The organism is Alteromonas sp. DYW1, assembly GCF_059752595.1.
Window position 1 is genome coordinate 2,249,164 of the sequence record NZ_CM186038.1, and the last position, 26,163, is coordinate 2,275,326.

Here is a 26,163-nt window from a genome sequence, read left to right on the forward strand (position 1 = left end):
TAAAGCGAAATTTATGCTTTGACTAGCACTCACCCGCCATGTGTTGAATTTTTAAACGAAAAAGGCGGATCCTCCGCCTTTCATAATAATTATTCGTCCACTTTACAAGGGGTTAGTTGCCACACTCGCGAGACATAATCTTTGATTGAACGATCGGACGTAAACTTACCCATCATCGCCGTGTTCATTATCGCCATCTTTGCCCAGCGGGTTTTATCACGATAAGCCTCATCAACGGCTTTTTGCGCTGCCGAGTAAGACTCAAAGTCCGCTAAACACAAATACGGGTCGCCCCCTGATAGTAAACTGTGCTTCACAGACGCCAACTCGCCCGGTTTACCTGGCGTGAAATAATCACTTTCTAACCAATCCAGGACTGTTTTAATTTCACTATTTTTATAATAGTAATCATCTGGACTATAGCCCTTTTGTTTCAGAGCAGTGACTTCATCAACCGTAAGACCAAATATAAAAATATTGTCTTCGCCAACCTCTTCGGCAATTTCAATATTCGCACCGTCCAAAGTACCGACAGTCACCGCGCCGTTAAGTGCCAACTTCATATTACCGGTACCTGAAGCTTCTTTACCGGCAGTTGAAATCTGCTCGGAGACATCGGCGGCAGGGATCATTTTCTCTGCCAGCGACACGCGATAGTTGGGCAGGAATACGACCTGCAACTTCTGATTTACCCGCGGGTCGTTATTGATCTTATCGGCAACCTTGTTGATGGCATAGATAATATCCTTGGCTAACTTATAGCCTGGTGCGGCTTTAGCACCGAATATAAATACGCGCGGATGAATGTCGTAGCTCGGGTTTTCCAGTAAACGACGATACAACGCAAGAATATGCAATAAATTGAGATGCTGACGCTTATATTCGTGCAAACGCTTTATTTGAATGTCAAAGATCGCGTTCGTATTTACCGTAAGGCCGGTTAGCTCTTTGATTGTCGCTGCAAGAGCAACCTTATTGTCTTGCTTGACTTGCATAAACTGCTTTTGGAAAGCCTTATTGTCAGCAAAGGCGGCTAACCCCGTGAGCGAATCAAGATCCAGCGGCCATTGATCACCAATTTTTTTATCGATCAACGCGGATAACGCGGGATTACAGGCTTTTAACCAACGTCGCGGCGTTATACCGTTAGTAACATTAGTTAACTTATTGGGCCATAACTGATCAAACTCAGGAAATAAGTTTTGTTTCACTAACTTACTGTGAATTTCTGCTACGCCATTGACTCGGAATGATCCGATCACCGACAAATTGCCCATGCGGACCATCTTTTCGCTACTTTCTTCAATAATTGAAAGTTTGGCTTTGATCTGATTATTACCCGGCCACTGCTTTTCTACTTCTGTCATGAAGCGGTGGTTTATTTCATAAATAATTTCTAAGTGACGAGGCAGGATCTTCTCCAACATGCGTGCTGGCCATTTTTCCAAGGCTTCTGGTAGCAATGTGTGGTTGGTATAAGCAAAGGTTTTGGTACAAATTTCCCATGCTTTATCCCAGTCAAGCTCAGCCCGATCCACTAATATGCGCATTAACTCTGGGATCGCAATGGCTGGGTGGGTATCGTTCAATTGGATCACTACCTGATCGGTAAAACGGCTCCAATCATCACCATGGGCGCGCTTATAACGACGAATGATATCCTTTAACGAGCATGCGCAGAAAAAGTATTGCTGGATCAAACGAAGTTCTTTACCCGCTTCCGTTTCGTCATTCGGGTAAAGCACTTTGGAAATCGTTTCTGCTTGGACATTTTCACGTTGTGCATCGACATAACCGCCTGCATTAAACACATCCCAATTAAAATAACCTGATGACTGGCTTTGCCACAAACGCAGTACATTGACGGTTTTACCGCCGTAACCTACTACAGGGATGTCCCAAGGCACCCCTTTCACAATACTTCCTGGATGCCACTCTTTTTGGATCCGGCCATTTTCACCGTATTTGGTTTCCACATACCCATACAGCGACACTTCTTGAATTGATTCCGGACGGCAAATCTCCCAGGGATTGCCATAGTCACGCCAGCTATCTGGGCGCTCAATTTGCGCACCATTGCGTATTTCTTGGCGAAACAAACCATGCTCATAATGAATACCATAGCCTATGGCAGGCATTTCCATAGTAGCCAATGAGTCAATGAAACACGCGGCTAGACGCCCTAAACCTCCATTACCAAGCGCCATATCAGGCTCTTCTTCAAGTATGTCAGTCAAATTCACGCCGAGTTCAGTTAATGCTTCATTAGCCGTTTCAAACAAATCCAAATTATGCATATTGTTTGACAACAAACGCCCCATTAAAAACTCAGCTGAAAAATAATGGACTGCTCGCGTGTCGTTAAAATAGTGCGCTTTTTGGGTCTTACGTAGGCCCTCTAGAACAAGCTCTTGAATAGCGGCGCAAGTTGCTTTCCACCAAGCATGGTTGTTCGCCTTGTTCTCGTCGGTACCTAAGGAACAATGCAGATGTTTGACTATGGCTGACTTAAGCTCAGCCTTACTAAGTGCGGGAGATTGCGCTTCAGTTGCGATAGCAGCGCTGACAGCAGCTTTGTTTTTACGTGTTGGAGTAACTTTGGTATTCATGATCGGTTCTCATTGCTCAAAAGGTTGGCAATAGTTGTAATTAAACAACAGTTTTCTTGGTTATTACCCACCAATATAGCAATGAAAAAACCGAATATTTGTTAATTCTTTGTTAATTTATCAACTTTTTGCTGATTTTTTGCTCTTTTTTAACATTTTATTTACAAATTCACTCTGAATACGTTTGCAAAGTCACCATTGCATTGCTTTATTTAATTACTCCATCCACAATTTTTTGTGCTTCAGCAAGCAGTTCTTGTAAATGACTTTCACCTAAAAAGCTTTCAGCATAAATTTTATAGACATTTTCGGTCCCCGATGGTCGTGCTGCAAACCAACCATTCTCGCTAGAGACTTTCACACCTCCAATGGCGGCATTATTACCGGATGCATGTGTTTGGATTTGTGTTATTCGCTCACCGGCCAGCGTTTGGCTGGTTACTACATCCGCTTGCATTTGCGATAACGCTTGTTTTTGTTCTAATTCAGCTGCTACATCAATTCGAGTGTACACGGGTTCACCAAACTGTGCGGTTAGCTGGGTATAGCGCTGCCCCGGATCCAAATCAGTAATAGCTAAAATCTCGGCCGCTAACAGACACATAATAAAACCATCTTTATCGGTCGCCCATGGCGTCCCGTCACGACGCAAAAAGATACCCCCAGCGCTTTCCTCGCCAGCAAAACCAATCGTCCCGTGCGTTAAGCCATCAACGAACCATTTAAAGCCCACCGGCATCTCAGCCAAACCGCGTCCGAGATTGGCGCAAACGCGATCAATCATACTCGACGACACCAAGGTTTTCCCAACCAGCAGTTGCTCTGACCATTGCGGACGGTGTTGATATAAATAATCTATCGCCACGGCTAAGTAATGATTCGAATTCAACAGTCCTGCACTCGGTGTCACGATACCATGGCGATCAAAATCAGTATCGTTACCAAACGCTACATCAAAGCGCGGTGCCATATCGATCAATCCTGCCATCGCATAGGGAGATGAACAATCCATCCTTAATTTACCATCCTTGTCACGCCGCATAAATGCAAAACGCTGGTCAACCTGTGGGTTTACTACCTCAATATTTAACCCGTATTGCTCCGCAATTCGATCCCAATAGGCAACCCCTGCCCCTCCGAGTGGGTCACAGCCCATGCGGATTTTGGCATTGGCAATAGCTTGCATATCGATCACTTCATCTAAGGTGTCGATGTAGTGTTTGGCAAAATCTGTTTGCGTTACTTTGGCAGACTGCAAGGCTGCATTTAGACTAATCCGCTTAATTCCACGCCCACCATCACGCATGATTGCGTTTGCGCGAGTCTGGATCACATTGGTCACATTGGTATCAGCCGGACCACCGTGTGGCGGATTATACTTAAACCCGCCATCTTCAGGAGGGTTGTGTGAAGGCGTAATCACAACGCCGTCGGCCAGGCCAGAGCTTTTGCCGCGATTAAACGTCAAAATGGCATGTGAGATAGCTGGGGTTGGAGTAAAGCCGCCGCGCTCCTGAATGACGACTTCGACTGAATTCGCCACCAAAACTTCCAGCGCAGTGGCGTGTGCAGGTTCACTCAATGCATGTGTATCTTTGCCGATAAACAACGGGCCAGTAATCCCCTGTTTTTGACGATATTCCGCAAGCGCTTGCGATATAGCGGCTATATGGAGGTCGTTAAAAGAACCTAATAAGGCACTGCCACGATGCCCTGACGTACCGAATGCCACTTGTTGGCGCGGATCATCTGCATCAGGCTGCGTGGTGTAATACTCGCTGACAAGTTTTGCAACATTGATGAGTTGTGCCGGATCAGCGGGTTGTCCTGCCTGTGGATGAATTGCCATAGTAGATTCCTTATGTAAAAACGTTACGCTTGAGTTAATCCCGCAATAATTGCATCTTGTTGCGACGGCGAATAACCCAGTGTTTCAGTTACCTGCCGCAAAATAGCCGCTTTCTTCCCCGTATTATTATTGGTCACAACCCAATAGTCTGACTGCGGGATAGCTTTTGGATTAGTGCTACTGCCGGTGGCTAACAAATGTTCTTTCGATACTGCAAAGTAATCTCGGCCTTTACCCTTGATTGTAAGTACGCGCGAAAAGTCGGCTTGATGATGCGCGTGTAATTCACTCAGCAACAGTAAAAAACGCTCAACCACGGTATTGCATTGCGCAAGCGCTTGGTTATCTGGGATGAATGTTGCTGCAACCGACGAATCAATTGATGTCTGTGCGGCACCCGCTGCAGGAGTCGTACTGGGTGTTGCTGAAGCAGTTTCAATTGGCACAGTTACTGGAACTTGCGCTGCATCAGGTAATAACAAACGGCGTAAAATATCTGAAGCGTCTTCACCAATATACTTAGTTTGCGCCGCAATAAAGGCATAAAGCTCGTCATCGATGGTAATGGTTTTCATGCAAATCCTTATTATTTTTTGGCGCCTATTATAGGCATAGCAAAAGATAAAATCATGACAATAATCCGATTTACCTATACGTCGGTATCAAAAGGAAATCCTGATCGCGCAGCAAAACTCAGCTACAGTTTAAATAAGCGCAAAAAAGAGCTGATTATGAATAACACCATCGTCCCTATTATTTCGGCATTAGATAAAGTCATTATTGGTAAAACCCATGCCATCAAACTAGCGGTGAGTTGCTTACTGAGCCATGGTCATTTACTCATTGAAGATTTACCTGGCATGGGAAAAACGACCCTCTCGCACGCCCTTGCAAATCTATTCGGTTTGGATTACTCCCGTATTCAGTTTACGTCGGACTTACTCCCTGCAGATATGCTGGGGGCGAACATCTTTGATGTGCAGAAGCAGCAATTTACCTTTCATCCCGGGCCTATTTTTAGTCAAGTTGTGCTGGCCGACGAAATTAATCGTGCTAGCCCGAAAACCCAAAGCGCGTTGCTAGAAGCGATGGAAGAAAGGCAGGTCAGTCTGGACGGTGAAACGTACCCACTACCCACGCCATTTTTTGTTATTGCAACACAAAACCCCATGCATCAATCGGGTACCTATCCATTGCCTGAGTCGCAACTGGATCGTTTTTTAATGCGGATCACACTTGGCTATCCCAATTGGCAAGCGGAAAAGCAAATGCTACTAGAACAGCAACCGAGTACTCAAATGCCCATAGCATCGGCAGAAAAATTGCAAGAATGGCAGGCTCAAGTTAACACGGTGCACAGCTCAGACGCCGTTATCGACTATATTTTGCGCTTGGTTAGTCATAGCCGCGAATCAGGTTTGTTCACTAATCCACTATCTCCGCGAGCAAGCAAGGCGGTGTTGCGCGCGTCAAAGGCATGGGCTTGGATGGATGGGCGCGACTTTGTGATTCCTGAGGATGTGCAGCATATATTTGCAGCGGTTGCCGAACATCGTTTGCGTGTCCCCAACAGTGATGCCGATTTGTCGACGCGAGTGAGTGAAAAACTGCTCGCAGCTGTCGACCCCATAGCGGCCTAAACAATCCTTCGCCTGATTGTGGTTACTGCCGTAAAGACGAAAATTCGAAATCGCTGGCTCCGTTGGCTCGACCGGCGTATTCCACCTGCTCCTAGCCATCAACTTAATCTGAAGAACGTGTTTATCTTCCCTAGCCGATTTGGTTGGTTATTTATTACCTTATGCGTCAGTCTGTTCATTTTGGGTACCAATTATCAGAATAATTTAATGTTACTGCTGTGTTTTTGGTTGGTGGGTGTCTTGTTGATCAATTTACACGTCAGTTATTGGAATTTCGCTCGCTTACAGTTGGCAATTGCCTCATTTCCCGCGGGTTACGCCGGTGATAGTGTGACCGTTAAATTAACGACTCAAGCGCCGCAACAGTCGAGAATTGCCCACGGCCGCCTATTGGTATCAGTATTAAATAATCCGCAGCCGCAAAGTATTGACCTTGATGCTACTCAAGGGGGCACAATGCGCTACGAACTCGTCACACGTGGCGTGCATCGCTTGCCACGCTTAACCTTTGAAAGTTTCTATCCACTTGGTATTTTCCGCTGTTGGACCCATCTTGATTTTGCCCGAGATGTCATCGTATATCCAAAACCTCAGCCGTGTCAGATAAACCTAATACAGCAAGCTGATGCGCAAGAAGAAGGAGGCAGTTCTCTACCAACGGCCGGATCTGAAGATTTTGCTGGATTAAGCCAATATGTCGCGGGCGATAATATAAACCGTGTGGCATGGAAACAAGTCGCTAAGCAGCAACAATGGTTAAGTAAACGTTTTGAAGCAACAACTGCCGCCTCAGGTTGGATACGCCTAGCGATTATTGAATCAGGTGAGCTAGAACGGGCGTTGTCAGAACTTGCATACCAAGTGAATCAATGCAGTCAACAAAACATACGCTTTGGTCTCCAACTAGGAAGCATACAAATTCCGCCGGATCGGGGCGAAAGCCATCGAGTTACTTGCTTGCAAGCGCTGGCATACTATCCAGATGCACCACGGGGCTCAGCATGACCGCGGTTACTTCTCTGCAGCCCAATACTGGCGCTTCACACGAACGCAGTTTGTGTGTACTGATACTCGCTATCGCCTATGCGCTTGTGACGGCAACCATGTTTACTCCACTGTTGATTTGGATCCTGATCCTTGCGGCCAGCACCACTGCAACGCGCATCGTTTTATTTGCTCGCCCGAGTTACCAACCGCTAACCAATCGAAGTATTAATCTACTCGCGGTTCTCGCGGCTATTGCCCTCGCCTGGTTTAGCTTACAGCTTGGTCTGCTGCTGACGATGGTCAATCTTTTGGTGATGGCATGTGCGTTTAAACTGATGCGGATTAATGCTGACAAAGATATTCGTCAATTGGTGGCTACCCTATTATTTCTTGTCGGCTGTGGCTTTATCTTTCAGCAAGGCATCGCATATTCGCTCCTGTACATCATGATAACCATGCTTGTACTTGCTGCTCTACACAGTTTCAATGCACCCAGTTTACCCCTGCAACGCCACTTAAAGTCCATCGGTTTGATGCTTGCCCAAGCGTTACCGATAGCCGTCACTTTGTTTTTGATACTTCCTCAGTTACCGCCACTGTGGCAAATGCCGACCAGTAAACAAGCGCTCACAGGGCTTTCCGATAGCGTGACTGCAGGCGACTTTGCTGAACTCAGTCAGTCAACAGATTTAGCCTTTCGGGCCATTTTCACCGAGCAGCCGCCGCCCAATTATCAACGCTATTGGCGGGTTATGACGCTAGAAGCATTTGATGGCAAAACCTGGTCTATCAGTCCGTTGCGGCGCCAATTGAATCGCCAATACCAACAAGTAGGTCGTGAATTCACACCAGAACTGGATGGGCCATTTTGGCACTACGAAGTTATCGCAGAGCCCTCTCATCAATACTGGCTTTTTGCGCTGGATATTGCGCGTGCTCGCACCATGGGCGATACCCAAATCAGGCATGGTCATGAGTATCAATTAGTCGCGTCTCGGCCCCTAGTTTCTCCCGTGCGCTACGCGGTTAAGTCTTACTACACTGAGCCACTGGATCAAACGTTATTTAGTGTCGATCGGCGCATCAATCGTCAGCTACCAACGAGCGGAAACCCGCGAACCCAGCAATGGGTACAAGACCTTCGCCGGCAATATCCTGATCCCCAAACCTTTATTCAAGAACTGCAAGAATATTTTGTCACCACTGGCTTTCGCTATACCTTAAAGCCCAACCCAATGCCCAACGATCCTGTTGATAATTTCCTATTTGAGCACAAAGCCGGTTTTTGTGCTCATTACGCCAGTGCTCTCGCCTACATCTTGCGTTTGGCGGATATCCCCGCTCGCATGGTTACAGGGTATCAAGGCGGCGAAGAACTCAGCCCCAACGTGATCAGTGTGCATCAATATGATGCGCATGCTTGGGTTGAAGCTTGGTTTGATGAACGCGGATGGATACGACTGGATCCGACCGCTTGGGTATCTCCAGGCCGCATAGAATTTGGTTTAGAGCATGCAATGCGCGATGAAGGAAGTTTTTTAGAAGATGCTCCGTTGTCGCTGGCCCGCCTCAAAAATATTGAACTGTTGAATCAATTGCGTCTGTGGTTCGCAGAAATCGATTACCAATGGAGCAAATGGATACTTGGATTCGACAGTCAACAGCAATATGATCTGTTACAGCAGTGGTTCGGTGAGTTAACGGCGCAAAAGTTATCCTTTATTGGGGTTGGAGCGGTTATTATGATCAGCGTACTGATGAGCCTGTATATTCTCCCACAGCTACGTCGCCGCAATATGTACCCGATGAACACGGTTTATCATCAATGTAATCAACTGGTCGAGGATTTGACGGGTATCAAACGAGGTACCTTAGGAGCGTCCGAATACCTAGCCAAAGTGCGCGCAGATCTGCCCCCCGCCATAGCCAAAGTTTTTGCTGAAGCCACCCGCCATTATGTCCAAGCGGAATACCGTCAAACAGCCAATCTAGGGGATGAGAAAAAACTGTTAAGACAGATGCGACATTACCGTAAAAACCTTAAACAACAGATCGATAAAGTGACCTAGCTGCTTGGTTCCCTCGCAATTTACAATACTGATAGCGTCAACCTTGAGTTTCCTACTCAGCAAGTGCGGTTTATTATTAATACCATCAGAATGAGTCTAGCCATGTTGCAATGCTCCGCAGCCAATAGAGCAACGAGTAAACGACAACAGCTATCCCTAAAACTCAGCCATTGAACCGATGTTTAGCTTTGTATCTATCCGTCTTTTGAGCAAAAAAAAGGGCTCCGTATGGGAGCCCTTCATATGATCAACAAATGATCTTATTTCTTCGCGTCACGCGCTTTAACTTCTTCGATTACTTTCTCTGCCACGTTTTGTGGGCAAGGTAAGTAGTGGCTGAACTCCATTGAGAACTGACCACGACCTGAAGTCATAGTACGCAAGTGACCAATGTAACCGAACATTTCTGATAGAGGTACGTCAGCCTTGATGCGAACACCAGTAGCACCCGCTTCTTGGTCTTTGATCATGCCGCGACGACGGTTCAAGTCACCAATTACGTCACCTACGTGATCTTCTGGCGTGAACACGTCAACTTTCATGATTGGCTCGATTAACTGCGGGCCAGCCTTAGGAATTGATTGACGGAATGCACCTTTGGCAGCAATTTCAAACGCAATCGCTGATGAGTCAACCGCGTGGAAACCACCGTCGAACAACTCAACTTCAACGTCTAGTACCGGGAAGCCTGCTAGTACGCCCTGCTCCATCATAGACTTAAAGCCCTTTTCAATGGCCGGGAAGTATTCTTTTGGAACGTTACCACCCACAACCGTTGATACGAAATTAAAGCCACTGCCAGGTTCACCTGGACGAATGCGGTAATCAATCTTACCAAACTGACCTGAACCACCTGACTGCTTCTTGTGCGTGTAGCTGTCTTCAACTGGCTGAGTGATAGTTTCACGGTAAGCAACCTGCGGTTGACCTACGTTCAACTCAACACCGTAAGTACGCTTCAAGATGTCAACTTTGATATCCAAGTGAAGCTCACCCATACCTTTCAGGATAGTTTCACCAGAATCTTCATCGGTTTCGACTTGGAATGACGGATCTTCTGCAACCATCTTACCGATAGCTATACCCATTTTCTCAGTTGAACCTTTGTCTTTCGGTGCAACAGCAATCGAGATTACTGGCTCAGGGAATACCATCGCTTCAAGTGTACATGGATGCTTAGGATCACACAGTGTGTGACCTGTTTGTACGTTCTTCATACCAACAACCGCGAGGATGTCACCCGCTTGTGCTGATGAAAGCTCAGTACGCTCGTTCGCATGCATTTCAACCATACGGCCGATACGCTCAGTCTTACCGGTTGCTGAGTTAAGGATGGTATCACCCTTATTAAGCTTACCAGAGTAAATACGCACGAAGGTTAAAGCACCAAAACGGTCGTCCATGATTTTGAACGCCAACATACGTAGAGGCTCATCAACTGAAACTGTTGCAACTTCACCAGTCTCATTACCTTCTTCGTCAGTCAATGGCTGAGGCTCAACTTCTGTCGGGCTAGGTAGGTAGTCAACCACACCATCCAGAACTAACTGAACACCTTTGTTCTTAAATGCTGAGCCACAGAATGTTGGGAAGAAGTCTAGTGCAATCGTACCTTTACGGATACAACGCTTAAGATCTTCAATTGACGGCTCTTCACCATCCATATAAGCCATCATCAACTCGTCGTCTTGCTCAACAGCAGTCTCAACGAGTTGCTCACGGTATTCTTCTACTTTATCAACCATATCCGCCGGGATATCTTGTACTTCGTAATTTTCAGGTAAACCTGAGTCATCCCATACGTATGCTTTACGCTCGAGTACGTCTACTACACCAACGAAATCATCTTCGATACCGATAGGGAGTGTCATAACGAGTGGGTTTGCGCCAAGTACTTTCTTGACCTGACCAACCACGCGATAGAAATCCGCGCCCATACGGTCAAGTTTGTTAACGAAGATGATACGTGCTACTTCAGATTCGTTAGCATAACGCCAGTTAGTTTCTGATTGCGGTTCAACACCACCAGAACCACAGAATACGCCTACACCGCCGTCTAGTACTTTCAAAGAACGGTATACTTCAACGGTGAAGTCAACGTGCCCAGGAGTGTCGATGATGTTAAAACGGTGGTCTTTCCAGAAACAGGTTGTTGCAGCTGACTGGATAGTAATACCACGCTCTGCTTCCTGCTCCATGAAGTCGGTTGTTGATTCACCATCGTGTACCTCACCGGTTTTATGGATTTTACCGGTAAGTTTAAGAATACGCTCAGTGGTCGTGGTTTTTCCCGCATCAACGTGCGCGAAAATGCCGATATTTCTGTATTTTGATAAGTCTGACATAGCCCTACTTCGTTATTGGTTCGAGGAAAAAAACGGCGGGGATTATATAGGATTTCTGGGTGACTTTTATACTTTTTTTACACTTATTGCGAAAAAAAGTGGTTTATCTGCTCTCAAACACCAGAATTCACTAATAATTATGTTTTGGGCATGATGCTAACCGTGACTTCATCACGATTATGATAAAGCTGTTTACAGCGGATCCAAAATGAATCCCCCAACCCTTGGCGCAACCCTATCAGTAATTCAATAACGGTGTCATAGCGTTTCTTCATGGGTAACTTCAGATTAAAAATTGCCGCCTGTGCATAGCCTTTTTGCAACCATTGCTGCATCAACACGGCTACACGATCAGGCCGTTCAATCATATCGCAAACCAATAACTGGGCACTGCCATACTGTGGTTTGTATTTAAAGCCATCCGCTGCAAAGTAGCTCACCTGCCCGGTTTGCATTAACGCATCAGCCATTGCACCATTATCTACCGCCTCAACGTGCATACCGCGGCGCACCAATTGATAGGTCCAGCCGCCAGGGCAAGCACCTAAATCTACCGCTCGAGCGCCCTCACGAAACAGCATTTGCCGCTCACTGTCTGTCAATAGATCAAGAATGGCTTCTTCCAACTTGAGAGTAGAGCGGCTGGGGGCCGCCGGCGGAAACTTTAGCCTATGAATGCCATTCACATGCGGCGAGTGCTGCTTGGGCAAAGAGTAGCCCACGAAACAGCGCGCAAAATCATCGATGAACACGCGTAAGCAGGGCAAATCATTGCGCTCCTTAGGCGCGAGGTAGTGATGTTTGCGCAATGCTTGACGCAGTGGAACGGCAAACTTTTTGGCAAAGCGTGCCACACCTTTACCGCTCTCGGAGTCAGGATATTCGACCTCAAGGGAACCCATTAGCGTGGGTACTGATGAAACTTCTTGTACTGCCGTTACCGCATTATCTAAGGCAACGGTAATCGCCTCAACGCGCTGCTGTGCAGGGAATGGTTCGACATCGGCGATAATAGCGAACAATTGCCGTACAAAAATCAAATCGCTCACGGCTAGTTCGCGGATCACCACATGGGCTGCGTTATCTGGCACAATAAACCGTACATAACCATCTCCTGACCGCAACACAGGATAACCATAGACACCACGTTCGGCCAAAACACTGGTTAATTCGCCAGCCACGTCTTTCTCGTACCCTACCCGACAGTAGGCTAATAGTGCTGACGAATTAGTCATCTGAATGCCTCAATTGCCGCAATAGTTTCACTCCGCTAACCGACAAAGCCCCCCAGCCTAAAATGAATGCCACACCACCCACAGGGGTTACCGGACCAAGTATTCGCCAGTTAAATACGCTTAATCCATATAAGCTACCACTAAACAGTATGATCCCGACGACGAAGCAATAACCCGCGAAGCAGATAGTGCCCTTTGCCAGCTGCCATTGCGGTTGCACCAGCGCCAATCCACAACCAACTAATGCCAGCCCATGTATGAATTGATACAACACGGCTGTGCGGATAGTTGTCAATGCTTGCTCAGATAACAGGCTCTTAAGGCCATGCGCGGCAAACGCACCAAGCATCACAGCAAGCCCACAACAAACCGCCGCTATCACTAAAAATCGAGCTGCTATGATATCTGATTTTACCATTTTGCGATCCAATCGGCGGCCTGAAGGATGTGCGTTTGCTGCGATAACCCAGATGATTTACGTGGCTTAAAACTGTGATCACCATCAGCCAGCCAGCGCACATTTACCGCAGCGGGTAATTGCAATTCCATAATCCGGGCATGATTTCCGAAGGTATCCCGCTCGCCTTGGATGATCAGCATGTTGCAGGGTAATTGTGCTAGATGCTCGACTCGCAACTTATCCGGTTTCCCCGGTGGATGGAAAGGATAACCGAGTGCAATAATGCCATTCACATGCTCTACTTGCCGACCTTGTTCCGCCGCCCACAGACTCATCATACGGCCGCCCATGGACTTGCCACCCAGTAATAGAGGCATACTCGACTGATACTCATGTGCACTGGTCACTTGGTCTACTACGGTAGAAATTGCATCCAGTAATTTCGGCGCGCGATCGGGTGGGCGCTTCTTACCCGTTGATTCTTGGATTTGCATGTACGGAAAGTTAAACAACCACGTTAACACACCGCGCTCAGCAAGTGCCGTTGCCATACTTTGCATAAAATCGGATTGCATACCCGCACCTGCACCATGCGCAAGGATCAATTGCAGATGTGGTGTAATGCCGTTAGGCGGTTTAAAGCATTGCATCATTTTCGTAATCAACTTCGTTATGGATCCACTCGCGAAAGGCCACAATTTTGCCCAAATCCACTTGGTTTTCTTCACACACCAAATAAAAACTGTCTTTACTTTTTAGTTTTTCTGCAAAGGGCGCAACCAAACGACCAGCTTCAATTTCAGGACGGGCCAAAATGGTATTACCCAGTGCAATACCCTGACCCAATGCGGCTGCCTGCAAGACCATCATTGAATGACTAAACATCGGCCCCTGATTGACGTTTACACCCTTTACATTGAATTGACGTAAATAATTGATCCAGCCTTCGCGACTTGAGTCATGCAGTAACACGTGAAATTTAAGGTCTTCTAAAACTTCCAGTGGTTTGTTGCTTGTCAGTAAAAGCGGCGAACACAAAGGCGTAAGATACTCCGCATGCAACGGCTCAGCATGTAGTCCCGACCAACGCCCCCGGCCATAATAGACAGCAATATCGGTATCCGCCTGTAAAAAACCCTCATCATGGTCGACCGCCTTTATGCGTACGTCAATGTCTGGATTGTGCTGCGAAAAACGACTGATCCGGGGGATCAACCACTGGCTAGCAAAACTCGGCGGTGTCGCTACCGTTAGCGCTCCTTTCGCTCCCTTGGCTAACAAGCGCTCCGTTGCATCTTGCATATGCCTAAATGCGTCACGTAATTCCAGATAATAGCTTTGGCCTTCTTCAGTAAGCAGTAGCGCCCGGTTCTTGCGTAAGAAGAGCTTCATACTAAGGTACTCTTCCAGCGACTTGATTTGATGACTCACCGCCGCTTGGGTAACGAATAATTCATCCGCTGCCTTAGTAAAACTTAGATGACGAGCGGCAGCTTCAAACGCTTTTAGCGCATTTAACGGAGGCAAGCGTCGATTCATTTCAATCTCATTCGGTTATCAGCATGACAATTATGCTACAGATGCATTAGTTTTTCTAATTTAAATATTTAATTTTTGTCAGTATAACAATTCAAATAGTTGCGTATAATTTACTCAACTCGAAACATAAACCACTATAAATAAAGACTATTTTATTTAATCGAATGTTAAAAACAAAACAGATTTTTAACAAATTAAATTAACTTAAATACTGTAAATGACCATGCAAAAAACAATGATTACTCTTACTTTAATGACCTTTGGGTTTAGCGCTACGGTGCCGGCATATGCAAGCAGCGAGCAAAACGAAGTGTTAACTCAACATGAATTGCACGTTGCCATCGCCGACACGCTTGCGCAAAACATGCAAACACTTGAAGCTCCTGCGATATCGCAACAAATTGCGGCAGCCCTTAAACAATCAACACTGCAACATGAAATTGACCAGCGCTTAGATCTTGCGCGTCAAACGTTACCACGCAATCAATTTAAAGTGATTATTGGCGAGTAATTAAACCCTGTTGCCATACTGCGCCTAATGCAATGGCGTAAAAAACCGCATGTGTCGACTGAGCGTGCCCGAGCACGCTCAGTGTAGAGAGAATACCTTACGAAGCACTGGTATCCAATGGCGCGAACTGCTTCACCAGTTCATCCACCGCTTGCATTTGTGCCAAGTATGGCTCTAATTTATCCAATTGCAACGCGCATGGGCCATCGCATAACGCCTGATTTGGATCTGGGTGTGCCTCAATAAATAAACCCGCAAGACCCAGCGCCATACCTGCTCTGGCTAACTGCGCAGCTTGCGCGCGTCGTCCATCAGCAGAGTCACTGCGACCACCGGGTTTTTGCAAAGCATGGGTAGCATCAAAAATGACTGGGGCATAGGCCTTCATTTCGTCCATGCCGAGCATATCCACAACAAGGTTATTGTAGCCAAAGCAGCTGCCGCGTTCGCACAATAAAATGTTCTCGTTACCGGCCTCAGCAAATTTCTTAATAATATGCCGCATCTCATGCGCCGCTAGAAATTGTGGTTTCTTTACATTGATAACTGCACCTGTTTTAGCCATTGCGACTACCAAGTCAGTTTGTCGAGCAAGAAATGCGGGTAGCTGAATAATATCGACCACTTCGGCAACTGGGGCCGCCTGATAGGGCTCGTGCACGTCAGTAATAACTGGCACCGAAAACTGCTGCTTGATCTCACTGAAAATCTTTAGCCCTTCCTCCAATCCCGGTCCACGATAGGAGTGCACCGACGACCGGTTCGCTTTGTCAAATGAGGCCTTAAAAACATACGGGATATTTAACTTTTGTGTGACTTCGACATAGTGCTCCGCAATGCGCATGGCAAGATCGCGCGACTCCAGAACATTCATACCACCGAACAACACCATTGGAGCATCGTTGGCAACGCGAATATCAGCAACGTTGACATGAGTAATCATACGGCGCCTCAGAAGAATAAGGGTTGTTTAGTAATAGCAACTTTGGCGGTTATTGCCAAACACACCAGTGCGGCTATAAATGCGCCCCATTGACCACCTTTAGTAGTGGCTTTCTTCAATGCAATTAACCCAAACACGATATAGGCAATGACGCCGGCTAGTTTTACCGTTAGCCATCCGTTGACAATCGGATACTGACTCAGCAAAACGCACAGTACTAAAGCTGAGGCTAATAACACTGTATCAACGATATGCGGCAATATCCGCAGCCACTTTTGCTGCAACATTGCGGCATTCATTTGCAGCAAAACAAAGCGGAATATAAATAACAGAATGCTAAGTGCAATAGCGGTGAGATGAAGATGTTTCATCATCATATACATAGGGGGCTCCTTCGCCTCAGTCTGAACAGGGATGTTGTGTTTGAATGGCCTTTATTGCATCCAATTTGGCCAGCAAAATAGTCACTAATTGGGGATCAAAGTGCTTGCCGCTTTGCTCCTGAATATGGTCAACCACACGATCTAGAGGCCAAGCCTCTTTGTGTGGGCGTTTATTATAAAGCGCATCAAAAACATCCGCTAACGCGGTAATGCGAGCCTCGATAGCAATATTTTCACCCTTTAGACCATGGGGATAGCCTGTACCATCCCAGCGCTCATGATGCTGATGAGCCAAAACCGCCGCTAATTGAATAACTGGACGTTCTGAATCTTTGAGGATATCAAAGCCAAATTGCGTATGACGTTTGATCTGTTCACGCTCGTCTTTGCTGAGTTCTTCTGGCTTCTGAATGATTGCATGTGGGACCTTTGTACTGCCAATATCGTGCAATGGCACGGCCATACTAAAACGCTCGACATGCGCCTCGTCAAACTCTAGCTCTCGGGCGATTAACTCACACATCAAACGCATCCGCTGCAGTTGCTCACCAGAGACTGTTGCATGTTCCATCGCCACGCCCAAGCGTTCGATTACTTCTTGTTGCGTGTCTTCGATATCACGTGTGGCAAGCACATTTTCAAAGGCATATTGCACATTTTGCGCAAAAACATCGACTAACAGTTTATCGTTCTGACTCAATTTACGCGGTAAACCGGATAGATATAACAGCGAACCACGTTTCGATTTGCTGTGACAAAACGCCACCAAATGGTCATCACCGTAGACGATATCCTCTTGCGCAAGTGCCTGCTGACATGACGTTAATTGCTGACCATTGACCACATCCGTTAAAGGTTTCCCTTCATAATTCGCATATTCCCCATTACCCACGAAGATATATAACTCATCCGAATTTGATTGATAAAACGGCTTAGGTGTAGCAACGGCACTGGTGATATAAGCAGCATCTTTGGAACACCCGAGAATCGAGGCTAACTGTTGGACCAGCCCCTGAATAAAGGTTTCCAGTGAACGAGCGCAATAGAGGTCTGAAGAAGCTTCGACAATTTTTTGCAGACCTGCACGGTTCTCTTCAATAACAATAATGTCGTTATAGGAACGTAACGCCGAGATAACAACAGTAAATAACTTCTGCGCCGTCAATTCGGTCTTTGATTTGTAATCATTAATATCGTAATTAATGATTACGTCTTTTTCTGGCGCTTGGCCCGGCTGGCCTGTACGCAAAATGATACGACAAAAATGATTGTGCAATTCGTCACGAATATACTCTGCCACTTGCAGGCCAGAGTCATCTTCTTCCATTACCACATCCAACAACACCACCGCTATATCGTGCTGTTCTTGGAATATCTGCTTCGCCTCCGCTCCCGAATACGCGCTGACGAACTGCAGCGTTTTGCCGTTAAATACAAAGTCGCTAAGGGCGAGTTTGGTGACCGCATGAACTTCAGGTTCATCATCAACGATTAGAATTTTCCATCTACCACCTGACACCTCAAGCGGGTCGTTCGAAAGCTCTTCAGGTTCATCAACAAATAACAATTCATCATTCATGCGCGCTGCCTTTACTTCTTATTATTGTGGCGAAAACCAGGAACCTATCGTAATCCGCGGCAAATGCTGAAGGTCAAGCACCGTCTTGATAGACTGAAATCCGGTGTCTTTAAGGTGCTTTTGCACGTGCGGCCCCTGCTGATATCCATGTTCTACCATTAACCACCCGCCATTAGCAAGAAACTCAGGCGCACGGCGTATAATTTTCGCCAGATCCGCGAAACCATTGTCAGCCGCCGTCAGTGCACTGTGAGGTTCAAAACGCACATCCCCCTCTGTTAGGTAGGGGCTATCAGGTTCCACATAAGGTGGATTGGAAACTATCAAATCAAACGTTTGCGCGCCCAACGCCGAGTACCAGTCACTGCGCACAAAAGTCGCATTAGGAATAGCCAATTGTGCACAATTTAACTCAGCGAGGGACACAGCATCGATTGATTTGTCTACGCCAATAACGTGCCAAGTCGGCCGTTCTTTGGCCAACGCGAGGGCGATGGCTCCGGTACCTGTGCCTAAGTCACAGACCCGTGCTTGTGAATGCGTGACATGCTGCAAAGCGGTTTCCACCAAAACTTCAGTTTCTGGTCGCGGGATCAATGTTGCTGCTGAAACCGCAAGCTCAAAATCCCAGAAGGCCCGCTTACCCGTAATATAAGCAATAGGCTCCCCTTGCAGACGTCGCTCAACGGCTTGTGTCAGTCGTTGCTGTTGCTCTTCCGTTAGCGGTTGTTCTGGATAGGTAAACAAATACCGGTCATCACACTGCAAAATCGCTTTTAGCAAGACGCGCGCATCAAGTGCAGCAGTGTCACTGCCAGAGGATGCCAACCGTTGGCGGCTCTCACGCAAGGCGAGATCCAAACGCATGAGACTTATTCCTCAGCAAGTGCAGCAAGCAAGTCCGCTTGATGCTCCTGTCGGATCGGCTCCAACAGCGCATTCAGATCGCCTTCAATGACGTCATCTAATTTATATAGCGTTAGGTTAATTCGGTGATCAGTTACGCGACCTTGTGGAAAATTATAGGTCCGAATACGCTCTGAACGATCGCCACTACCAACCAAACTTTTACGCGTTGAGGCTTCTTCAGCGGCACGTTTATCCTGTTCAATCTGATTCAGTCTGGCATTTAACACAGACATCGCTTTGGCTCGATTTTTATGTTGTGAACGCTCATCCTGACACTCTACGACTACGCCGGTTGGAATGTGCGTTATGCGGATCGCAGAGTCAGTTTTGTTAACGTGTTGCCCCCCTGCGCCCGACGCTCTAAACGTATCAATGCGCAAGTCTGCAGGATTGATTTCTATGGCTTCTGATTCGGGTACCTCGGGTAACACCGCCACTGTACAGGCAGACGTATGAATGCGGCCCTGTGATTCGGTTTCGGGTACCCGTTGCACACGATGACCGCCGGATTCAAATTTCATGATCCCATAAGCGCCATCGCCTGAGATATTGGCGATCACTTCTTTAAAACCGCCATGCTCTCCTTCACTGGCGCTGACAACCTCCATACGCCAGCCGCTGGTTTCTGCATAGCGGCTATACATCCGGAACAAATCTCCCGCAAAAATGGCAGCCTCATCGCCGCCCGCGCCAGCACGGATCTCAATGAAGCAATTGTGATCATCGTTCGGATCACGCGGCAGCAAAAGAATTTGCAACTCTTGTTCAAGTTGATCAATTTGCTCTTTCGCGGCCTTATACTCTTCTTGTGCCATTTCCCGCATGTCAGCGTCATCTTCATTCATCATTTCCGACGCAGATTGCAAATCTTCTTGTGCTTGCTGATATTGATTAAATGCCTTAACCACCGCTTCTAATTGTGCAAACTCTTTTGATAATGCGCGAAACCGCTCTTGATCGGCGATAACTTCCGGAGCACTTAATAGGGCCTGCACCTCTTCAAAGCGCTCCACCAATGACGTTAATTTCGCTACCACAGATTCTTTCATGTGACTCTCTTAGTTGTTCTTGTTGTGCGGCGTTGTCTCAAGCTCAAAAGCATCTGACAGCGTCCGTTTTAGTTCTTCATCGTTGCGCTCAATCGCAACATTTAGCGCTTTAGTTGGCGCATGCATCAAATAATTGCTCAGTTTATGCGTCAATTCTTGCAGTAACTGGTCAGCATCCTTGCCTTCCATTAATTGTTGCCGCGCATTACTTAGAATAGCGTCCGCTTGCTCTTTACTGCGCTGTCTGTAAGTGCGGACTAAATCGATCGAGTCGCGACTTTTCTTCCACGTTTCATAGGCCTTGGACTGCTCTAATATCAGCGTCTCGGCTGCTTCAGCGGCATTTTGCCGACTCGCAATATTTTCCTCAACAATGTGCTGCAAATCATCCACGGTATATAAAAACGCGTTATCCAGCTCGGCAACTTCAACTTCAACATCTCTGGGCACGGCCAGATCAACAATGAACATAGGCCGGTTTTTGCGCACCTTAAGCGCATGTTCAACCATGCCTTTACCAATCAGTGGTAGCTGACTTGCCGTACTGGAAATTATAATATCTGCTTGGCCAAGGTGAGTTGGCAATTGTGCCAGCGTTAATGCCTCTGCGTTTAACTGTTGTGCCAGTGATTCGGCGCGCGCTAGCGTTCGATTAGCCACCATGATCTTTGCAACACCCTGCTCTTTAAGATGTTGCGCGACTAATTCGATGGTCTCACCCGCCCCCACTAACAATACCGTCTGCTTATCTAACTTGGCGAATATATGCTTGGCTAATTGCACGGCTGCGTAGGCAACAGAAACCGCATTATTACCAATTTCGGTTTCGGTACGCACCCGTTTCGCAACTGAAAACGTATACTGAAATAAACGCTCCAGTCCATTCCCCACAACCCCCGTATGCTTGGCATCATTAAACGCCTGCTTTACTTGCCCAAGGATCTGCGGCTCCCCTAACACCAAAGAATCTAGACCGCTGGCAACACGCATCATATGTTGTACTGCATGGTCGCCAAAATACGTGTAACAGTGTTGCTCAATTGCTGCATCATTGAGGGCATGAAACTCAGCCAACCAATGCCTCAAATCCTTGGCGCCAGCTTCAGAATCTTCGTTTTCTGCCAGTGCGTATATTTCCGTACGGTTGCATGTTGAAACAATCACAGCTTCTTTCGCTTGGCGTTTTTCTTTTAATGACAATAGCGCTTCAACAAGGCTGTCAGCATTGAACGCAACTTTCTCGCGCAACGCGACAGGTGCAGTTTTATGATTGATTCCGAGTGCAATTAAGGTCATTGAGTACTGATGTGACTGAAAGCCCCGGCATTGTACGAAAAACGCCAATTGAAAGAAAGTACCGGACTCGCCGTTATTTCCCAACACACGCTGATTACTGATATATTATTACGCATTACCGATATCCATGCGCTAGGATGCCCCGTTTCATATGCGTCGACTGATAGTTATTGCCTTTTTTGCACTGGTTACTTTGACTGCGTGTAAAACGCCACCGCCCTTACCCGACCTGATCAATATAACTGCAAATGATGAACGACTGCTCTCTATGACGCATTGGAACCTGAGTGGCCGTCTCGCTTTTAAAAGCGAACAGGAATCCTTTTCAGCCTATATCCGCTGGCAACAACGAGGCAATGACTACAGTCTTGTGCTTAGCAACTTAGTCGGCGTTACCTTGCTTGCCCTGACGGCAAACGAAAGTGGTGTAACCCTAGAAGCAGATGGTGAAACTTATCAGCACGACGATGCTGAGACCTTAATTTACGAAGTTAGCGGTTGGCCTATCCCTGTTGCAGATATGCAGTTTTGGGTGAAAGGCTTGGCTCGTCAAAGCGACTGGGTAAAACGCAATCAACAAGGCCTTATCGAACAATTGCAGGTACTACAGAGTCAGCCACAGTGGCAAGTTGACTATGCCCAGTATACCCAATCACAACAGACTGTACTGCCGCAACTATTAACGATCCGGCAATCACAAAACCTCTCTTTGAAGTTAAAAATTAACCAATGGGAAATCTTATGATCTGGTGGTCATCGCCGGCGAAGCTCAACCTTTTTCTGCACATAACCGGGCGTCGGGACGACGGCTATCATGAGCTACAGAGTGTATTTCAAATGCTCGATTATGGTGACCGACTCGCCTATACAATAACGCCTAAAAATCCTGCTATTACACTTGCAAACCCTATTCCTGGCGTAGCCGATGAGGACAATCTAATCATCAAAGCAGCGCGTTTGCTCCAGCGTAATGCTGGTGTCGCACACGGATGTCGCATTTACCTGAATAAAGTAATGCCCATGGGGGGCGGGATTGGTGGTGGCTCATCGAATGCGGCAACCACACTCAGGGTTTTAAATAAATTATGGGAATGCAATTTAACGGTGTCTGATCTTGCTGAGCTGGGATTGCAATTAGGCGCTGATGTACCCGTTTTCGTGCACGGGCACACGGCCTTTGCTAATGGTATCGGTGAAGCCTTAACGCCAATACAAGTCGCTCCACATTATTATCTGGTGGTCCATCCTGGATGTCATATTTCAACTGCCGAAATATTTGCTGCTCCGCAATTGCCAAGAAACAGTGCTACGATTGCTGCCAGTGACTATGATTTTGCGCAAACACGCAATGATTGCCAAGAACTGGTAATTAATCGCTATCCCGAAGTTGCAAAATTATTACAGTGGTTGATAAACTACGCACCGTCGCGAATGACGGGCACTGGTGCCTGCGTGTTTGCTGTTTTCAACCACAAAAGTGCCGCAGAAAGTGCCTTACGGGCTTTACCTTCGCAATGGCAAGGCTTTGTAGCTAAAGGGGTTGACCACTCACCGCTGTTAGCGGAACTGGAAAAACAGACGAATACTTGCGTTAGCGAATAACGTGAGCGTCGCGTCAATGAGCAAATTTATTGGGGTATAGCCAAGTTGGTAAGGCAGCGGGTTTTGATCCCGCGATTCGTTGGTTCGAGTCCAGCTACCCCAGCCAAATCATGAACAAATGCACTGAGGATAGACACGTGCCAGATATGAAGCTATTTACCGGTAATGCCGTACCGGAGCTTGCCCAGAAAGTTGCCGATAGACTCTACACTAAACTGGGTAATGCCAGTGTCGGTCGTTTTAGCGACGGTGAAATCAGTGTTGAAATTCATGAAAACGTCCGTGGCTCGGACGTTTTTATTATCCAGTCCACGTGTGCGCCCACCAATGATAATTTAATGGAATTGATCGTGATGATAGACGCTTTACGGCGCGCATCAGCAGGCCGTATTACGGCTGTAATTCCTTATTTTGGTTATGCCCGACAAGACCGTCGTGTGCGTTCCGCGCGGGTGCCAATTACCGCGAAAGTGGTAGCAGATTTCCTTTCCAATGTCGGGGTTGACCGCGTGTTAACTATCGATTTGCATGCAGAGCAGATCCAAGGGTTCTTTGACGTGCCGGTAGACAATGCTTTTGGTACACCAATCCTGTTAGATGATATGTGTCGACGCGATTTCCACTCACCGGTCGTAGTGTCGCCTGATATCGGCGGCGTAGTGCGTGCTCGGGCTACAGCAAAATTACTCAACGATACTGATCTGGCGATTATCGACAAACGTCGACCGAAAGCTAATGTCGCGCAAGTCATGAATATCATCGGTGATGTTAACGACCGTGATTGTATTATTGTTGATGATATGATCGACACAGGGGGCACCTTAGCTAAGGCGGCCGAGGCACTAAAAGCACATGGCGCACGAAACGTATACGCCTACGCGACGCATGCTATTTTCTCAGGTAATGCCTGTGAGAATCTGCGTAACTCTGTGATTGACGAAATCATCGTAACTGACTCGATTCCACTGAGCAAAGACATGCAGAAGTTAGCCAAGGTTAAACAATTAACCTTGTCGCAAATGCTGGCCGAAACCATTCGCCGTATTAGCAACGAAGAATCTATCTCGGCAATGTTTGAGTATTAAGCGCTTCTTCAACCCAGAAAGCTTCAGTAAATCCTGAAAACAGCGGCCCCTTGGCCGCTGTTTTTTATTCTAAGTAATTTCAGTTAGTGCACAACTCAACAGATGCGTTTATCTGACATAGCAGATACTGCTGTACGTTTAACACTTTCAATCGTTGGTGCCGCATAGATGGCGACCTCACATCGCCTATCCAACTTAATACAAAACAGACACTACGTTTTCACTTAACATCAAAAAACAGATGCTGCAATGTTCGCCATTGCCGGTGTTCATAGGTGCCATCTGAAATCCGCTCACAAATAATAAACACCAGATTACTGCCAATTTCACGACGTGGGCGGCACGCATGGTCGGTCGCCTTTGCGCCGTATTTATCCTTGTATTCATCAACTAGCGGCTGCCATTTGTCTTGATATTCATCCGGGATCGCATCCGCGATTTGCTTGTAAGCGAAACGCCATTGCGGGATCTTCTGTTCGAGCGCCACATTAAGCCACACCCAACCTAGCTGGTTATCAATAACAACGCCCTGCCCTTTAAAATACATTGACGCTAAATAGAACTGACTGATTTTATTGCCCTGCATAGCGCTTTCTGTCAATCGCTCAAGTGCGCGTGCGTAGTTCTTAGCATGCAATGCCTCCAATCCCATTTCCATATGTAAACCGTATTCAGTGACATTGGTGCTAAGCGCTTCAAGACGTTCACCGGTAACATCGATATTTTCAATATCCCCTTCATTATCTTGTGCTGTTACTGTGGTAGCCATAGCAAGCATTAGCCAAAAGCTGCATAAGTACGAAAATTTTACAAACATATTCGCTTGCTCCATTGGTGAGTTGTGCGGGTTCTCATTGAACTCTCTTGCATGCGCTTTTTAGCCGCCAAAGAACAAGGCTTGAATGGTGCGCCATTGGCGATGTTCATAGGTGCCATCTGAAATCCGCTCACAAATAATAAACACCAGATTACTGCCAATTTCCCGGCGCGGTCGACAGGCATGATCCGTGGCTTTTGCGCCATATTTAGCGGTAAATTGCTCGACCTCTGGTTGCCATGCACGCTTATATTTATCGGGGATCGCACTACCTACTTGTTGGTAAACAAAGCGCCACCGGGGAATTTTTTGTTCTAGCGCAACGTTTAACCAAAGCCAGCCCATTTTATTGTCTATCTGGGTACCTAACCCTTTTAAATACATGGATGCCAAATAAAACTGACTGATTTTATTGCCCTGCTTAGCGCTTTCAGTCAATCGTTCAAGTGCGCGTGCGTAGTTCTTAGCATGCAATGCCTCCAATCCCATTTCCATATTTAAACCGTATTCAGTGACATTGGTGCTAAGCGCTTCAAGACGTTCACCGGTAACATCAATATTTTCTATTTCTGATACCGGTTCATTGGCACTCACAGCGGTTCCCGTCATTCCAGCCAAAATGATGAAGAGAACACTCACCCGTTTTCTAAACTTGCTCGGTTTATCGTTCATACGTACTTGTTCCTTATTGATCTGCCAATTTAGAGTAACGACAAAAAACTGAATCGAATCTGAATGGGTATCTAAGGCCGCTTTTTGGCTATGGTTTTTATCAACCAATTGCGTTAACTTGTTGTAAATCCAATGCAAGGTACAAAGGAATATGCACATTAATTCACTACTGAAATTGCTATTTGGCTCATTGCTTATAAGTGGTCTGGTTGCATGCAACAATCAAGAGTCTGCGCCTGCCGCAGACGAACAAAGCGACGATGTGGTCGTTGTTGCACCGGCCAATGACGTTAGTGAAATTAAGGAGAATGCAACTATGACGCTCAGCGGTCAGATTGAATTTAAACCCTTTGAAGGTGGGTTCTATGCGTTTATTGGCGATGACGGCAGCAAATGGGTACTGCAAGGATTGGATAAAACCTATCATCGTCATGGCCTGCGATTAACTGTTACCGGCATGCCAATGCCAAACATGATGACTACCACGCAATTCGGTACCGTTATGCAAGTGGAATCAATCAGTAACGTAGACGAATCGCCAGTAACTAAACGCCCTGCATCTCCGGATGAAATTTAATGGAACACTGCCGCAAGAAGCTGCGTAGCGTCTGTGTGCATCGATGCCGGAAAAAATGCTGAGAGAT

24 protein-coding genes and 1 tRNA gene are annotated in these 26,163 nt (G+C 46.7%); 9 read left to right on the forward strand and 16 right to left on the reverse strand.

The window, feature by feature from the left end; all coding sequences use genetic code 11:
• Positions 1 to 89: 89 nt before the first annotated feature.
• The 3 genes from AC121Z_RS09970 to AC121Z_RS09980 form a co-directional block, all read right to left on the reverse strand.
• Positions 90 to 2,609 (reverse strand): glycogen/starch/alpha-glucan phosphorylase, encoded by a 2,520-nt coding sequence (locus AC121Z_RS09970; RefSeq protein ID WP_498123887.1) that lies wholly within the window; start codon positions 2,607 to 2,609, stop codon positions 90 to 92.
• 208 nt (positions 2,610 to 2,817) lie between these two features.
• Complete coding sequence (pgm, locus tag AC121Z_RS09975; protein ID WP_498123888.1) at positions 2,818 to 4,458, reverse strand: phosphoglucomutase (alpha-D-glucose-1,6-bisphosphate-dependent); 1,641 nt, start codon at positions 4,456 to 4,458, stop codon at positions 2,818 to 2,820.
• 23 nt (positions 4,459 to 4,481) lie between these two features.
• Positions 4,482 to 5,033 carry a hypothetical protein gene (locus AC121Z_RS09980; RefSeq protein ID WP_498123889.1) on the reverse strand — a complete coding sequence of 184 codons (552 nt, stop codon included), beginning with the start codon at positions 5,031 to 5,033 and terminating at the stop codon, positions 4,482 to 4,484.
• Between the two features lie 156 nt (positions 5,034 to 5,189).
• Here AC121Z_RS09980 and AC121Z_RS09985 point away from each other — a divergent pair, with 156 nt between their 5' ends.
• The 3 genes from AC121Z_RS09985 to AC121Z_RS09995 all read left to right on the forward strand — a co-directional run bounded on the left by AC121Z_RS09985 (position 5,190) and on the right by AC121Z_RS09995 (position 9,154).
• Positions 5,190 to 6,098: an AAA family ATPase gene (locus AC121Z_RS09985; RefSeq protein WP_498128208.1), complete on the forward strand. Its 909-nt coding sequence runs from the start codon at positions 5,190 to 5,192 to the stop codon at positions 6,096 to 6,098.
• Positions 6,099 to 6,215: 117 nt separating this feature from the next.
• On the forward strand, positions 6,216 to 7,103 hold the full coding sequence (locus tag AC121Z_RS09990; protein WP_498123890.1) for a DUF58 domain-containing protein: 888 nt from the start codon (positions 6,216 to 6,218) through the stop codon (positions 7,101 to 7,103).
• A complete protein-coding gene (locus AC121Z_RS09995; RefSeq protein WP_498123891.1) occupies positions 7,100 to 9,154 on the forward strand; it encodes a transglutaminase TgpA family protein in 2,055 nt (684 codons plus the stop codon). The genes AC121Z_RS09990 and AC121Z_RS09995 overlap by 4 nt, the downstream gene beginning before the upstream one ends.
• Before the next feature lie 260 nt (positions 9,155 to 9,414).
• On the opposite strand, the gene fusA is transcribed toward AC121Z_RS09995, so the two are convergent.
• The 5 genes from fusA to AC121Z_RS10020 form a co-directional block, all read right to left on the reverse strand.
• Entirely contained in the window at positions 9,415 to 11,499 is a 2,085-nt protein-coding gene (gene fusA, locus AC121Z_RS10000; RefSeq protein WP_498123892.1) for an elongation factor G, read from the reverse strand.
• A 137-nt stretch (positions 11,500 to 11,636) separates the two neighbouring features.
• Positions 11,637 to 12,734 (reverse strand): 23S rRNA (cytidine(2498)-2'-O)-methyltransferase RlmM, encoded by a 1,098-nt coding sequence (gene rlmM, locus AC121Z_RS10005; RefSeq protein ID WP_498123893.1) that lies wholly within the window; start codon positions 12,732 to 12,734, stop codon positions 11,637 to 11,639.
• A complete protein-coding gene (locus AC121Z_RS10010) occupies positions 12,727 to 13,152 on the reverse strand; it encodes a DUF423 domain-containing protein (RefSeq protein ID WP_498123894.1) in 426 nt (141 codons plus the stop codon). The genes rlmM and AC121Z_RS10010 overlap by 8 nt, the downstream gene beginning before the upstream one ends.
• On the reverse strand, positions 13,146 to 13,787 hold the full coding sequence (locus tag AC121Z_RS10015) for an alpha/beta family hydrolase (protein ID WP_498123895.1): 642 nt from the start codon (positions 13,785 to 13,787) through the stop codon (positions 13,146 to 13,148). The genes AC121Z_RS10010 and AC121Z_RS10015 overlap by 7 nt, the downstream gene beginning before the upstream one ends.
• Complete coding sequence (locus AC121Z_RS10020; RefSeq protein WP_498123896.1) at positions 13,771 to 14,673, reverse strand: transcriptional regulator GcvA; 903 nt, start codon at positions 14,671 to 14,673, stop codon at positions 13,771 to 13,773. The genes AC121Z_RS10015 and AC121Z_RS10020 overlap by 17 nt, the downstream gene beginning before the upstream one ends.
• Positions 14,674 to 14,908: 235 nt before the next feature.
• Here AC121Z_RS10020 and AC121Z_RS10025 point away from each other — a divergent pair, with 235 nt between their 5' ends.
• Positions 14,909 to 15,184 carry a hypothetical protein gene (locus tag AC121Z_RS10025; protein ID WP_498123897.1) on the forward strand — a complete coding sequence of 92 codons (276 nt, stop codon included), beginning with the start codon at positions 14,909 to 14,911 and terminating at the stop codon, positions 15,182 to 15,184.
• Positions 15,185 to 15,281: 97 nt separating this feature from the next.
• Here AC121Z_RS10025 and kdsA read toward each other — a convergent pair whose 3' ends face one another.
• The 6 genes from kdsA to hemA are packed head-to-tail and all read right to left on the reverse strand — an operon-like array spanning position 15,282 to position 21,343.
• Positions 15,282 to 16,127 carry a 3-deoxy-8-phosphooctulonate synthase gene (kdsA, locus tag AC121Z_RS10030; RefSeq protein WP_498123898.1) on the reverse strand — a complete coding sequence of 282 codons (846 nt, stop codon included), beginning with the start codon at positions 16,125 to 16,127 and terminating at the stop codon, positions 15,282 to 15,284.
• Between the two features lie 8 nt (positions 16,128 to 16,135).
• Positions 16,136 to 16,510 (reverse strand): SirB2 family protein, encoded by a 375-nt coding sequence (locus tag AC121Z_RS10035; RefSeq protein WP_498123899.1) that lies wholly within the window; start codon positions 16,508 to 16,510, stop codon positions 16,136 to 16,138.
• Positions 16,511 to 16,526: 16 nt separating this feature from the next.
• A complete protein-coding gene (locus tag AC121Z_RS10040; RefSeq protein WP_498123900.1) occupies positions 16,527 to 18,089 on the reverse strand; it encodes a DUF3369 domain-containing protein in 1,563 nt (520 codons plus the stop codon).
• Positions 18,090 to 18,110: 21 nt separating this feature from the next.
• The gene (prmC, locus tag AC121Z_RS10045; protein ID WP_498123901.1) at positions 18,111 to 18,956 is read right to left on the reverse strand and encodes a peptide chain release factor N(5)-glutamine methyltransferase; all 846 of its coding nucleotides are present in this window, start codon (positions 18,954 to 18,956) and stop codon (positions 18,111 to 18,113) included.
• Between the two features lie 5 nt (positions 18,957 to 18,961).
• On the reverse strand, positions 18,962 to 20,047 hold the full coding sequence (gene prfA, locus AC121Z_RS10050; protein WP_498123902.1) for a peptide chain release factor 1: 1,086 nt from the start codon (positions 20,045 to 20,047) through the stop codon (positions 18,962 to 18,964).
• Between the two features lie 9 nt (positions 20,048 to 20,056).
• Positions 20,057 to 21,343 carry a glutamyl-tRNA reductase gene (gene hemA, locus AC121Z_RS10055; protein WP_498123903.1) on the reverse strand — a complete coding sequence of 429 codons (1,287 nt, stop codon included), beginning with the start codon at positions 21,341 to 21,343 and terminating at the stop codon, positions 20,057 to 20,059.
• Between the two features lie 151 nt (positions 21,344 to 21,494).
• Here hemA and lolB point away from each other — a divergent pair, with 151 nt between their 5' ends.
• From lolB to AC121Z_RS10075, 4 genes are all read left to right on the forward strand, one after another.
• Entirely contained in the window at positions 21,495 to 22,088 is a 594-nt protein-coding gene (gene lolB / locus AC121Z_RS10060; RefSeq protein WP_498123904.1) for a lipoprotein insertase outer membrane protein LolB, read from the forward strand.
• Entirely contained in the window at positions 22,073 to 22,945 is an 873-nt protein-coding gene (gene ispE, locus AC121Z_RS10065; RefSeq protein ID WP_498123905.1) for a 4-(cytidine 5'-diphospho)-2-C-methyl-D-erythritol kinase, read from the forward strand. Before lolB ends, ispE begins: the two co-directional genes overlap by 16 nt.
• Before the next feature lie 30 nt (positions 22,946 to 22,975).
• A tRNA-Gln gene (locus tag AC121Z_RS10070) sits at positions 22,976 to 23,051 on the forward strand.
• Between the two features lie 31 nt (positions 23,052 to 23,082).
• A complete protein-coding gene (locus AC121Z_RS10075; protein ID WP_498123906.1) occupies positions 23,083 to 24,030 on the forward strand; it encodes a ribose-phosphate pyrophosphokinase in 948 nt (315 codons plus the stop codon).
• Between the two features lie 220 nt (positions 24,031 to 24,250).
• Here AC121Z_RS10075 and AC121Z_RS10080 read toward each other — a convergent pair whose 3' ends face one another.
• Both AC121Z_RS10080 and AC121Z_RS10085 read right to left on the reverse strand, forming a co-directional pair.
• The gene (locus tag AC121Z_RS10080) at positions 24,251 to 24,847 is read right to left on the reverse strand and encodes a hypothetical protein (RefSeq protein WP_498123907.1); all 597 of its coding nucleotides are present in this window, start codon (positions 24,845 to 24,847) and stop codon (positions 24,251 to 24,253) included.
• 60 nt (positions 24,848 to 24,907) lie between these two features.
• Entirely contained in the window at positions 24,908 to 25,519 is a 612-nt protein-coding gene (locus AC121Z_RS10085) for a hypothetical protein (protein ID WP_498123908.1), read from the reverse strand.
• Positions 25,520 to 25,670: 151 nt separating this feature from the next.
• On the opposite strand from AC121Z_RS10085, the gene AC121Z_RS10090 reads away from it, so the two are divergent.
• Complete coding sequence (locus AC121Z_RS10090; RefSeq protein ID WP_498123909.1) at positions 25,671 to 26,096, forward strand: hypothetical protein; 426 nt, start codon at positions 25,671 to 25,673, stop codon at positions 26,094 to 26,096.
• Positions 26,097 to 26,163 lie beyond the last annotated feature (67 nt).